Source organism: Paenibacillus sp. FSL M8-0334 (assembly GCF_038000405.1).
Taxonomy (GTDB): domain Bacteria; phylum Bacillota; class Bacilli; order Paenibacillales; family Paenibacillaceae; genus Paenibacillus_AQ; species Paenibacillus_AQ campinasensis.
Window position 1 is genome coordinate 1,813,930 of record NZ_JBBOCH010000001.1, and the last position, 13,089, is coordinate 1,827,018.

At 52.6% G+C, this 13,089-nt stretch carries 10 protein-coding genes; 3 read left to right on the forward strand and 7 right to left on the reverse strand.

Features of this window, described 5'->3' with window-relative positions; translation table 11 throughout:
• Positions 1–4: 4 nt before the first annotated feature.
• The 5 genes from MKX64_RS07910 to MKX64_RS07930 all read right to left on the reverse strand — a co-directional run bounded on the left by MKX64_RS07910 (position 5) and on the right by MKX64_RS07930 (position 6,626).
• Positions 5–946, reverse strand: a complete 942-nt coding sequence (locus MKX64_RS07910; protein WP_341035628.1) for a carbohydrate ABC transporter permease — start codon at positions 944–946, stop codon at positions 5–7.
• Positions 947–1,029: 83 nt separating this feature from the next.
• Entirely contained in the window at positions 1,030–2,268 is a 1,239-nt protein-coding gene (locus MKX64_RS07915; protein WP_095264482.1) for an ABC transporter substrate-binding protein, read from the reverse strand.
• Positions 2,269–2,446: 178 nt separating this feature from the next.
• The gene (locus MKX64_RS07920) at positions 2,447–4,009 is read right to left on the reverse strand and encodes a response regulator (RefSeq protein ID WP_341035629.1); all 1,563 of its coding nucleotides are present in this window, start codon (positions 4,007–4,009) and stop codon (positions 2,447–2,449) included.
• Between the two features lie 17 nt (positions 4,010–4,026).
• The gene (locus MKX64_RS07925; RefSeq protein ID WP_341035630.1) at positions 4,027–5,826 is read right to left on the reverse strand and encodes a cache domain-containing sensor histidine kinase; all 1,800 of its coding nucleotides are present in this window, start codon (positions 5,824–5,826) and stop codon (positions 4,027–4,029) included.
• A 44-nt stretch (positions 5,827–5,870) separates the two neighbouring features.
• The gene (locus MKX64_RS07930) at positions 5,871–6,626 is read right to left on the reverse strand and encodes a helix-turn-helix transcriptional regulator (protein ID WP_095264476.1); all 756 of its coding nucleotides are present in this window, start codon (positions 6,624–6,626) and stop codon (positions 5,871–5,873) included.
• A 110-nt stretch (positions 6,627–6,736) separates the two neighbouring features.
• Here MKX64_RS07930 and MKX64_RS07935 point away from each other — a divergent pair, with 110 nt between their 5' ends.
• Together MKX64_RS07935 and pgmB are read left to right on the forward strand one after the other, a co-directional pair.
• The gene (locus MKX64_RS07935) at positions 6,737–9,043 is read left to right on the forward strand and encodes a glycoside hydrolase family 65 protein (RefSeq protein WP_341035631.1); all 2,307 of its coding nucleotides are present in this window, start codon (positions 6,737–6,739) and stop codon (positions 9,041–9,043) included.
• A 52-nt stretch (positions 9,044–9,095) separates the two neighbouring features.
• Positions 9,096–9,773, forward strand: a complete 678-nt coding sequence (gene pgmB, locus MKX64_RS07940) for a beta-phosphoglucomutase (RefSeq protein ID WP_095264472.1) — start codon at positions 9,096–9,098, stop codon at positions 9,771–9,773.
• A 199-nt stretch (positions 9,774–9,972) separates the two neighbouring features.
• On the opposite strand, the gene tnpA is transcribed toward pgmB, so the two are convergent.
• Both tnpA and MKX64_RS07950 read right to left on the reverse strand, forming a co-directional pair.
• Positions 9,973–10,446 carry an IS200/IS605 family transposase gene (gene tnpA / locus MKX64_RS07945; RefSeq protein ID WP_341035207.1) on the reverse strand — a complete coding sequence of 158 codons (474 nt, stop codon included), beginning with the start codon at positions 10,444–10,446 and terminating at the stop codon, positions 9,973–9,975.
• Positions 10,447–10,796: 350 nt separating this feature from the next.
• The gene (locus MKX64_RS07950; protein ID WP_155617566.1) at positions 10,797–11,657 is read right to left on the reverse strand and encodes a helix-turn-helix transcriptional regulator; all 861 of its coding nucleotides are present in this window, start codon (positions 11,655–11,657) and stop codon (positions 10,797–10,799) included.
• A 126-nt stretch (positions 11,658–11,783) separates the two neighbouring features.
• Here MKX64_RS07950 and MKX64_RS07955 point away from each other — a divergent pair, with 126 nt between their 5' ends.
• Positions 11,784–13,076, forward strand: a complete 1,293-nt coding sequence (locus tag MKX64_RS07955) for a Gfo/Idh/MocA family oxidoreductase (protein WP_095264468.1) — start codon at positions 11,784–11,786, stop codon at positions 13,074–13,076.
• The last annotated feature ends 13 nt before the right edge of the window (positions 13,077–13,089 follow it).

Consider the following 13,089-nt stretch of genomic DNA (forward strand, 5'->3'; position numbering starts at 1 on the left):
ACTCTCACTCCTTCTCGTCCAGGAATTTTTTTTGCAGATACGTAATGAGCATAATAATGATAAACAACAGCACAACCGCCGCACTGCCGTAACCGATGTTCATATACCGGATGCCGTGCTGGTAGAAATACGTGACGACCGTGCTGGTCGCCCCTGCCGGCGAGCCTAATGCGCCATACCGAGAGATCGCGGCAATCTGGTCATAGATCTGAAAACCTGCGATCGTGGACACGGACACGATGAAGAACGTAATCGGCTTCAAGTACGGAACGGTGATATAACGGAATTTATTCCATTTAGAAGCCCCGTCAATTTCTCCTGCCTCGTACAGATCCTTCGGAATCTCCTGCAGACCGGACAGATACACAATCATCGTGAATCCCGCTTGCTGGAAAATAAACAGGATACAAACGAACAGCAGCGCATAGCTCGTATCTGCGAACCAGGTCACGTTGCCGAACCCGAACATCCCGAAAAACTCGGTCAGAAACGTTCCTTTCTTGAACAGCATCATAAAGACCGTCGTAATCGCAATCTGCGACGTAATATACGGCAGAAAGAACACCGTCCGGAAGATGCCCTTCCCTTTCAATTTCTGATTCACCAGGATGGCCAGCAGCAATCCGAGCAGCGTCTGGATCGGAATCGAGATGGCCACGATCTGCAAGGAGTGAAGCAGTGCGCGGAAGAACTCTTTATCCTGAAGAATCTGGATATAGTTCTGCAGTCCGATAAACTGCGCTTGATCCAGCGCCGCAAAGTTGGCATCCTGAAAGCTTCGAACAAATGACTGAATAAACGGATATAAGAACCACCAGGCCCACAAGATCAAGAAGGGCAAGGAAAACAACCAGCCCAGCGTCATATCATGATCGGCCAGCGACCGAAACCAGGACTGTCTGATCTTGTTGCCGCCTATGCCGGCTTGTTTGCTGTAATTGGACATCTGTCTCCCCCCGTCCATGCTTTTATACAAAAATCGGGCCGCTCCCTCTGTTTCAGAAGCGGGAGCGGCCTGACCCTGCGCTTTTATTGGAACTGACTTTGAATATCATCAAGAATTTGCTGCGCCGTCTTGCCGGAGCCGCCAAGAATCAAGCCCTCCAGCTCTTTCACAAGCTCATCGGTAAAACGCTTCGTGTCGGTTGGATACCCGTAATCCGTGCTGTACTCCAGCGCCGGCTCGATGGCCTTGAACTCCGGATTTAACTCGAAGTATTGAGCCGACAGCTCCGGAATCGAAGGGTTGAAGCCAAGCTCCATAAACGCGGTTTGCGTAGTGTCATTGGTCATGTAATATGCCGCCTGAAGCGCGGCTTCCTTGTTCTTCGCGTCCTTCAGCACCATGTAGGCATCAGAGCTCATCGTGCTGCCGTTCGTCGTTCCCTTCGGAACCGGAAGTGCCACATAGTTCAGGTCTGGATTTGCATCCTTCAGGTAGCCCTTGTACCAATAACCACCGGTGCTCATCGCCCCCAAATTGTTGGCAAACACTTCGCCGTCCCAGCCGAAGCCGACCGATTTCGGCGTAACTGCAATGCCTTCTTCATACATGTCGATGATCATTTCCAGGGCCTGTACGTTCTCCGGGGAATTGATCGTTTCGCCATTACCCCAGCCGCCGCCAAAGCTTTTCACATAGTTCGTAATATGGAATGCGTCGAGGTTCACGATGATCCCTTTCACATCCCCTTGATTCAGCACTTTCGCTGCTTCAATCACTTCATCCCAGGTGGTCGGATAATCGCCGAGCCCAGCATCCTGCCACATCTGCTCGTTAATAACAAACATCGCCGGCATGTCGCTGTTCGGGATGCCGTATTGCTGACCGTCCACACTCCAGATGTTCTTGGAAGCCTCCATGAACCGGTCCATGTCCACACCGGTCGTCTCAATCAGCTCGTCGAGCGGAGTGAACAAGCCCTTGTTAATATACTCGTACGCGCCTTCGTTGGACATTTTAATGAAATCCGGGGCAACGCCGGCCGCAATCTCGCCAGGCAGTGTATTCCAGAACTGCTCGCTGCTCGGATACTGCTTGATCTTGAGTTCAATATTCGGATAGGTCTCGGAAATCGCATTCGCTGCTTGCTGATAAATCTCCAAGTCCTGCGCCGACCCCCAGAAGCCAAAGTTCACCGTGATCTTCTCGTCTGCGCTGCCTGCCCCCTTGTCAGCGCTGTCACCGCTCCCGCAAGCGCTTAGGCTCACAACGAGAGCCAGGCACAGCACCAGGGTGGTATATAACTTTTTGTGCACTTTCATCATCACGTCTACCCCCATCAAAGAATGTCATCTTCTGTTTACATGCTCTATCATATCGACCCGCACAAACAAAAAAAATTAATCAAATAATGATTAATTTTTTGAAATTGACTATTTATCTAATCGTATCTATGCCGCAATTTTCCGTGTTTTATCACAGATTGCACTTTCTTTTCTTAAATCACACTTCTTCTTTCCGATATTGCTTTGGCGAGACACCGGCATACTTCTGGAACACAATCGCAAAATGCGCTTGATTATGAAATCCGACCATCTCGGCCACATCGTAAATTTTGTAGCGGTAATCCTTCAGCAGCTCCTTCGCCTTCTCAATCCGCAGCGCGTTTATATAATCGAACAGCCCCTGTCCAACCTCCTGCTTGAACAGACGGCTGACATAATTCGGACTGACATGAAACTGGTCACCGAACAATTTCAAAGACAGGCTATCCTTATAATGCTCTTCCGCATAAGCGATAATGTTGCGGGTCAGCTGGCTGTAGCCCTTGTGCGCCTTGCGTTCCCGGGAACCGAGCCGATCCTCGAAAATAAGGCGGTAATACGCAGACAGCTCGCGGAAACTCTCAATTTCCTCAACGCTGCGCATCGGTCCGTCACTGCCAACAGCCGTGCTGTCTGCGGCTCCCTCGCCCATCATAAACAGCAGACCTTCATACACCTTCTTGACATCCTGAGGGTCCATGCATGCTCCCTGCAAGAGCAGCTGCTCCCAGCGGCCAAGCAGATCCAGAAATTGGCGGCTGTCCCCGTCACGAAGCGCCGACTTCATCTGAACAACCGCTTCATCGGCCTGTCTTCGCACCTCGCTGCTCCCGACCTTCAAATGCTGGTAGTAGAACACCGCATCATCCGGACGGTAGAAATAATGAGACAGCGCCTTGGATGCCTGCTTGTAACCGCGGGCGATCTCTGTGAAATCAGCACACCAGTCGCTGATGCCAAGTATGATATCAATATTCACAAATCGCTTCAGCGCCGAGCTGATCATCTGGACGACATTGTTCACCCGGTTCAGCGAAGCGAGCAGGCTCTTCAACTCACTGTTGCTGATCAGCACGGCGTTCATCTCCCGGCTGAGCCGAAGATATTCAATTTCCTTCTCACTGGACAGCATCTCCTGAATCACATGCTGGATCGTGCTGGGCAGCACCATTTCCGAGCCCTCGGAATACCTCTTCATGACACTGTGATACTGTTTCACGCGGAACAGAACGACATAGATATTTCCTTCTTTAAGGCTTGTCCCGGACAGATCGAAGCTATGGCCATGCAGCGCATCGTACAGTGCCTTGTCCTTGCCGGATGCAGCTGCATCCGCTGCCATCCCGGGCGAAGCCGGGACATGGCTCACCCCGAACTGCTCCCGAATGCTGTTCAGCATGGCCATTAGCTCCTGTTCATTCATATCCGGTTTGTGAAAATAATCAAACGCCCCGAGCTTCATCGCTTCCTTCACATAGACCATCTCATCAAAGCTGCTGAGCACTACGATTTTCGGCGGCAGCTGCCGGTCCTTTGCCACCCGCAGCACCTCGATGCCATCCATCTTCGGCATTTTGATGTCCAGCAGCACGACATCCGGCGACAGCTCTGTCATCATCCGCAGCGCCTGCTCCCCGTCTTCGGCCTCCCCGACAATCTCGGCTCCGTGAGCCTGCCAATCAATCGCGGATTTGATCCCGATCCGGACAAGCGGTTCATCGTCTACGACCAGTATTCGCACTTGTTATCCCCCTGCCGTTATTCCTCTAGGATGATCGGAACCCGAATCGTGACGACCGTTCCGCCCTGCGCTCTTCTGTCGATATGCAGGTCGTACTCCGGCCCGAAATGAAGGCGGATTCGGTTCCGTATATTGGTAAGTCCGATGGAATTAAACCCATCGCTTGGCCCGGCGGCCGGCTTCTCCAGCTGCCCTTGCTCCGGAAAACCGCGCCCGTTATCCTCAACCTTCATGATCAGCGCCCCGTCTTCTTCATAGATGGAGACCATCAACAGCCCTTTATAGTCAATGCCTTCAAATCCGTGAAAAACCGCATTTTCCACCAAAGGCTGGAGCAAAAATTTGAGCGTCCGGTATTCCGTGACCGCCGGGTCGATATTGTATGTGACATCAAACTTGTTAAAATAACGGAAATCCAAAATTTTCGTATAGTTCTGCAGGAACTCCACCTCTTCAGCCACCGTCACCACATGTCCCTCTTTCTTCGCCGTGAACTTGATGACCGACGAGAAGGCTTGCAGCGCCTCTTCAATGCCGGCGGCTCCCTGCATTCTGGCCAACCAGCGGATGACATTCAGCGTATTGTATATAAAATGAGGCCGGATCTGCGATTGCAGCGCATTCATCTCCAAGCGGCGCTTCTCTTCCTCCTCGACATAGATCCGGCTGATCAATCCTCGGATCTCCTGCAGCATCTGATCCACCGTGCGGCTAATATCACCAATTTCTCCTTGCAGTCCCGTATCGAAGCTTACATCAAGCTGTCCTTGGGAGACAAGCTTCATTTTGTGATTTAGCACCGACAGCGGCTTCATAATCGTTCTCGCGATGCGGACAGAAGTGAAGATCAGCAGCACCAGCAGCAGGATCAGGATGAGGGCAAGCACCGACACCATGAGATACACCATGGAGAACAGATCCTTCTTCGGCACAACCGTCACCGCCTTCCAGCCCGTGAGCGCAGAGGACGAGGAAATCGTGTACACATCCCGGGACACCCGCGTGACAGCTCCGCTATCATCATCATGAACCTCCGCATCGCTGCCAAGCACGTCTGCCACATGCTGGCCGATCTCTTCCGGCTGCGCACTGTGAATAATGCGCTGGTCCTCGTCGATCAGATAAAATCTGGTTTGCTCCGAGAACGCCGTCTCGCTCCAGAGTGTCTTCAGCCTGTCCGCGGAAATGTTAAACAGGATAAAGCCGAGATCCTGCTTGGTGTACGGGTCCAGAATCGCCCGGCCGACCGACACCACCTGCTCGCCTCGGGCGGACAGCAGTTCATCCCGATGGATGCCGATGGGCACGAAATGCCCTTTGCTCTCCCTGATCGTCTGAACGAACGGCTCATCGATGAATCTCTCCTGAAAGTAAGCATAATTCATATATTCCAGATTGCTTCTTCCCACAATAAAACGGTTATTCTCATGGTAAATGGCAACCGAGTCAATGATATCGGTATACAGCATGATGCCGCTCTGAATCAATCCGTTCACTCTGTCAAAATCCTGGCCCTTCTCCAGTAGCGGATTGGATACCTCGTCATAGTTCTTGCGCATGATCTGGTACAGCGTTGCATCCTGAATCGGAAACATCGACAGCCGGAGGAGCGGCTGCAGTGAAGTATCGATGTTTTTAATAATCTGCTTGTTGTTCTCCACCGCAGCTTCGATCACCGTGCTTCGGTTCTGGTCCACATACACCCAGGAGATGATCCCTCCGATCAGGATCAGCGGCGCGATAATAAAACAGGAAAAGGCTGCGATCAGCTTTTTCTCCAAATTCCAGTTGCGTATTCTATGCTTCAGACCGTTCATGATTTCATCTGCTTTCTGTAGTATAGGATGATTCGGGACATCCTTTAGTCATGGATGCTTGTGGCCTCGTGATGCCTGAACTGCCTCGGGGTCATGCCGGTAAATTGCTTGAACACCTGCGTATAGTAGCTTTGGCTGCAAAATTTGAAGGTGAAGGCAATCTCCGAGATCGGCTGGTTCGTGTGGATGAGCAGATGCTTCGATTCCTCGACTTTCCTTCGGTTAATATAGCCGGTCAGCGACACGCCCGTTTCACGCTTGAAGCGGTCAGACAAATAGCTCGGATTAACGCCAAGCACCTCGGCGATTCGTTGCAGCGATAGCTCCTCAAAAATATGTTCACGAATATAATATATCGTCAGGTTCACAATATGGGAGTAGGAGAGATCTTCCTTTTCCCGGCGAACCATAGCCACGAACTGAACCAGCATCTCGTATTCAAAATGCATCAGCCGCTCGACGTCGGTGATTTTTTCGATTTCCAGTATGATGGTATCGCTGAGATGGAAGGCAATTTCCGGATCGACGCCCCCCCGGATGATCGCTCGGGTATAGAGCGTGCAGGAAGCAATCAGCGCATTTTTCTTCGAACGAAGCGGATATACAGCCAATACGGCAGCTTCCAGTTCGTTGATCTTCCGCAGCATATCCATCGCCCGATTCTCATCGCCTAGCCGGATCGCTTCCATCAGCTCGAACTCGTAGTCAAACGGCGGATGAATGAAGTTTTCGCGCAGATATTGCATGCGGGAGGACAAGTAATGCGGCTGCTGATTTCCGGTACGGGAAGACGCTCTCATAATTTCGCCACCACCTAAAAATATTGATAAAAAAACAAATATTTTAGTATAATCTTAGCCCTTCCCGAACTAAAATTCAAACATAACCACGCTAGGAGGAAATATAGATAATGACCTGGATGATCTCTAACCCTGAACTGACTCAGCAGGAACTGCTGAATGCGGAAAGCTTGTTCGCGCTAGGAAACGGTTACATCGGTGTGCGCGGCAATTTCGAGGAGGGCTACGGGGACGCGATGTCCACGATTCGCGGCACCTACCTGAACGCTTTTCACGATGTCATTGAAATTCCTTACGGCGAGAAGCTATTCGCCTTTCCCGATACACAGCAAAAACTTGTAAACAACATTGATGCCCAAACCATCATGATCTATCTGGGCGACGAGCAGGTGCCGTTCCGTCTCGACCAGGGCACCATTACGGCCTATGAGCGCCGTCTTCATATGGACAAAGGCTTCTCGGAGCGCGTTGTCCAGTGGAAATCGCCTGGCGGCAAGGAAGTTCGCTTCGTCTTCCGTCGCCTCGTGTCCTTCCGGCATCGGGAGCTGTTTGCGATCCATGTCCGGATCGAGCCCGTCAACTATAACGGCCCTGTGACCATCGTGTCCACCCTGAACGGGAAGGTGAAGAACTACACCAATCCGAAGGATCCCCGGGTCGGAGCAGGGCATGCCGAGCGCATGACCGTGGTGGATACCGGTGTAAAAGACAGCTACGGCTGGGTTGTTGACGAAACGATGTCTTCGCGCCTTCGCGCCTCCTGTGTGACCAGTCACCGTCTCGATACCGAGGCCGATGTCCGTCTGGATGCATCGCCGGAACAAGGATTGATTACGTACACGGCTGCATTCACGCTCACGGAAGCCGTCTCCCTTACGAAGTACAACGTGTACACAGACAGCATGCGCCACGGCGATCATATCACCGACACGGGCGCCGAGCTGCAGGAAGGCCTGGCAGGCCTGTCCTTTGACGATCTTGTTGCCGAGCAGACGAAGTATCTGAACGATTACTGGAGGTCGGCGGATGTCATCATTCGCAATGACGACAAGCTCCAGGAAGGAATCCGGTTCAATCTGTTCCAGCTGCTGCAGTCCGCCGGACGCGACAAGCACAGCAACATTGCCGCCAAAGGCCTGAGCGGCGAAGGCTATGAAGGACATTATTTCTGGGATACGGAAATTTACATGTTCCCTGTGTTCCTTATGACACAGCCGGATATCGCCCGTCAGCTGCTGCTGTACCGCTATTCGACGCTGGAGCAGGCCAGAGACAGAGCCCGCGAGATGGGACACAAGAAAGGCGCGCTGTTCCCTTGGCGGACCATTGCCGGAACTGAATGCTCGTCCTTCTTCCCTTCGGGCACAGCCCAATATCACATCAGCGCTGATATCGCCTACAGCTACATCCAGTATTATCTGGCGGAGCAGGACCAGGACTTCTTGCTGAAATACGGCGCCGAAGTGCTGATTGAAACCGCACGCCTGTGGGCGGAGATCGGGCACTACTACGGCGGTGCCTTCCACATTGATGAGGTGACCGGTCCGGACGAGTACACCTGCTGTGTGAACAACAACTACTACACCAACGTCATGGCCAAGCACAACCTGAAGTGGGCAGCCAAAAGCGTATCGATTCTGAAAGCATTCAACGAAGCTGCTGCTGCCGAGCTGCTCCAGCGCCTGGGCGTCACGGAAGAGGAGGTATCGGCCTGGGAGAAAGCCGCTGCCGCGATGCTGCTTCCATATGACGAGACCCTCGGCATCAATCCGCAGGACGATACCTTCCTGCGCAAGGCCGTGTGGGATTTTGAGAATACGCCGAAGGAGAACTACCCGCTGCTGCTGCACTACCATCCGCTGACCATTTACCGCTATCAGGTATGTAAGCAGGCGGACACGGTGCTCGCGCATTTTCTGCTGGAGGATGAGCAGGATCTGGAGACGATTCGCCGCTCCTATGATTACTATGAGGGAATTACGACGCATGACTCCTCCCTCTCGTCCTGTATCTTCAGCATTATGGCTTCGAAGATCGGCAACATGGACAAGGCATACGATTACTTCATCGAGACGGCTCGTCTTGATCTGGACAACACGCATGGCAACACCAAAGACGGCCTTCACATGGCCAATATGGGCGGAACGTGGATGTCCATCGTGTACGGATTTGCCGGCATGCGCCTGAAGGAGAGCGGCCTCTCCCTCTCGCCTGCGATTCCGAAGGATTGGGAACAGTACGCCTTCCGTCTGACCTTCCGCGGCCGCTTGATCAACGTGCGGATCAAGAATGACGGCGTGACGCTGGAACTGGTGGAAGGAGATGCGATTGAGGTCAAGCTGTACGAAGAGACCGTTGTGCTGGAGGCCGGCAAGCCGATCGAGCGTCAGCTTGCGGCAGCCTTGAGCGGTAAGTAAGACACTTCGTTCCCATCAACATATCGTCCATAGAAAAGGAGTACTGATTAACATGGTTGCGAACCAAACTTTGAAAGCTGTCATTTTTGATCTGGATGGCGTAATTACCGACACAGCCGAGTACCATTACCTGGCCTGGAAGGCGATTGCCGAGGAACTCGGCATTCCGTTCACCCGTGAATTCAACGAGAACCTGAAAGGCGTATCCCGGATGGACTCCCTGAAGCTGCTGCTCAGCCAGGCGGAAACGCCAATCGCATATTCCGATGCGGAGCTGGACCAGCTCGCAGACCGGAAGAACAAGCTGTACGTGGAGCTGATCGAGAAGATCACCCCGGCTGATCTGCTGCCGGGCGTGACCGATTTCGTGAAGGAGATCCGCAGCAGCGGTGTCAAAACCGGCATCGCCTCAGCCAGCAAAAATGCGCCAACCGTCATCCATCGGCTCGGCATTGAGGATCAATTCGATGTGATCGTGGATGTGAACACACTGAAGAACAACAAGCCTGATCCTGAAATTTTCCTGACAGCTGCCGCGGCCCTCGGCGCAGATCCGGCAGACTGCATCGGCGTCGAAGACGCCGTCTCTGGCGTGGACGCCATTAAGGCTGCCGGCATGTTCGCTGTAGCGATCGGCAATGCCGCTCACTTCCCGCATGCCGATGTCGTGCTGGACAGCACATCGCAGCTGAACTTCGGCGTGCTGAAGGCGAAGTTTGAGGGGCAATAACGCTCGCATCAACACCTTGCATCTACGGATCGTCTTAAGCGATCCTCCCTGTATTACAATCATGACCACCCGTCCAACGGGTGGTTTGCTCTTGGGGTATAACCCCTTGTTGCCAAACTGCGCCTAAAGACGCTAGCCTGACAATAAAATTGTTCAGGCTCAGTGTAATTTGTCACTTTCACTTACCCGTTAAACGGGTTTACTTCTTTTTGCTACTGTTTCTGCTAAATGGATCTTCATACTCTTTCACACTCAATTTATCTATTGCTTGGTCATGTGCTTCTTGTTCACGGATATATTTTGCGACGGTTGCCTCATTCAATCCCACTGTACTGACGTAGTATCCCTCCGCCCAAAATTTTCGATTGCCATACTTATACTTCAAGTTGGCATGCTTCTCGAATATCATAAGTGAGCTTTTTCCCTTCAGATATCCCATGAACGATGATACTGATATCTTTGGGGGAATGGCTACCAGCATATGTACATGATCTGGCATCATGTGGCCTTCTATGATCTCTACTCCCTTGTATTTACACAATCGTTTGAAAATTTCGATTAAATCTTTTCTCACTTGATTATAGATCTCTTTCCGTCTATACTTCGGGGTGAACACAATGTGGTACTTGCACATCCACTTCGTGTGAGCTAGACTATAGCTCTTGTTTGCCATCTAAGACCATTCCTTTCATTTTATTGAGCCTGAACATCTCAATTTTATCGGAATGGTCTGGATGGTCAAACCCTCGATCCCTCCACCCGCATAGCGGGTGGTTTTTTGTTTCGCACGCTTCGCGAGCTCAACTGGCTAAAGCCATAACAAGAATGTCCCTGGGCTTTTCGCAGCCAGGGACATTTCAACTGATTCGGTCAGCCAGATACGACTATGGGCTGGCCTATTCTCATATGTACGAATAACATAGAGGCCATTCGAGCAACTCCGGCCAGATCCATGAAACTTGAACGAGGCGCATTTCCCGGCTGGCGCCAATCATTATTCCCCTCGTTACCTTCTCTCCTCTCTCATCGCCTGTACCTCCGCCGATACTCCCGCGGCGAAGCGCCCACGGTTCGCTTGAACATCTTGCCGAAGTGGGAGAAGTTGCCGAAGCCCGCGCTCCATGCGATCTCGGTGACGGCAAGGTCCGTCTCGCGCAGCAGACGCTGGGCCTCCCGGATGCGGAGCAGGTTCAGATAGTCGCTGAAGGCAAAACCTGTCGTTTGTTTAAACAGACGGCTGAGGTAATACGGACTGATCCGGAACGTACCGGCCACCTCGGTCAGCGCCAGCGATTTTCTATAATTATCATTCACATAGCGCACGATCGCCTGCATACGAGGGTGAACAATCGGCGGCCCATCTTCAGCATTGCCGACCCTCCCCGCCTCCCGGTTCCGGTAAGCGTACAGCAGCAGCTCCAGCGTCCGATGCCGAAGCAGCATACCGCTTCCTTCTCCCGGATGCAGCAGCTCCCCAAATATATCATCGATCTCCCGTGCCAACACCTCGTCCTCCGGCGAAGGCAGCCGCAGAATCGGGACATCCCACCGGAACGGCTCCAGGAGCATTCCTGCCAAGTCGTCAGAGCAGGCTCCCTCGATCAGCTCCGGCTCAATATAGAACACAATCCGGTCATGATCCGGCCTTCCGCTGTCCAGCGTTCGATGCACCGTGTTCCGATCCACAAACACCAGATCGCCCGCCTTGATGCGGTATGAGCGATCCTTGATGAAATACACCCGCTCCCCGGACATCAAATAATACAGCTCATAGTGTTCATGCAAATGGGTATCCGTCATGCTGAAGTGGCCGACGCGGCGGTCATATTCGATCCCAAGCTTTCCGTCAGGATCATGGTACTCCGCTTGAAACGGCTTGGTCATGGACGCCCCTCCCTTTTCCTTGAATTATAGCAAAATAAGCGGGTTTTGAAAGCGGTTACGCATAAAATGCGGAGAAATAAATGCTCCATTGTTATAATCTGAGCCTATATCAAGGAGGCGATTAAGATGAGCACGAAGAGGAAGCGTTATGTACTCGTAGGTACAGGCGGGAGAGCAGAATTTTTCTACGGGGCGATAGCCGCGCGGTTTCGGGAGAACTCCGAGCTGGTTGCCTTTTGCGATATAAACCAGACCCGGATGAACTACGCCAACAAGCTGCTGCGGGATAAATACAGCCATCCTGAAATCGCTACGTACACTGCCGATCGGTTCGACGACATGATTGCTGCCGAGAAGCCCGATATTGTCATCGTTACCAGCGTTGACCGGACACATCATAGATACATCATCCGGGCCATGGAGCTTGGCTGCGATGTCATCACAGAGAAACCGATGACCGTGGATGCGGAGAAATGCCAGGCGATTCTGGATGCCGCCAAGGAAACCGGCAGAAACATCAGGGTGACGTTCAACTACCGCTATGCTCCTCACCATACGAAACTGCGGGAGCTCATTATGAATGACACGATTGGCAAGGTGACATCCGTTCATTTCGAATGGCTGCTGAACACTCGCCACGGCGCAGACTATTTCCGGCGCTGGCATCGGGACAAGCGCAACAGCGGCGGCCTGCTCGTTCATAAATCCACACATCATTTCGATCTGGTCAATTTCTGGATCGGGTCCCAGCCCGAGAGCGTGTTTGCCTTTGGCGATTTGATGTTCTATGGCAGAGAGAACGCGGAGGAGCGCGGCGTCACCCAGTTTTACAACCGGGCTACCGGCAATCCGCTGGCCAAGGAAGATCCGTTCGCCCTTCATCTCGATGACAATGCCCACCTGAAGGCCATGTATCTGGATGCGGAGCCGGAGGACGGCTACCAGCGCGACCAAAGCGTGTTCGGAGACGGCATCAACATTGAAGATACGATGGGCGTGCTGGTGAAATATCGCAATAAAGCGATTTTGACCTATTCCCTTGTTGCCTATCAGCCGTGGGAGGGATACCGCATTGCCATCAACGGCACCAAGGGCCGGATCGAGATGACGACGGTGGAGCAGTCCTATGTCAATTCCGGCGGGGACAAGAAGCTCGAAGGCGCGTTAAAAGGCAAAAGCCTGCAAGTTCTGCCGATGTTCGGAGCACCTTATGAGGTTCAGGTTGAGGAAAAGGAAGGCGGACACGGCGGCGGAGATCCTGTGCTGCTGAATGACCTGTTCGGCGAACCGGAGCCGGATCCGTTCGAGCGGGCCGCGGACCATATCGACGGCGCCCGGTCCATCTTGACCGGAATCGCGGCGAATCGTGCCATTGCCACCGGCCTGCCTGTCCACATCGACAGTCTCGTACGCTTCTAAGTCATGCTCCATT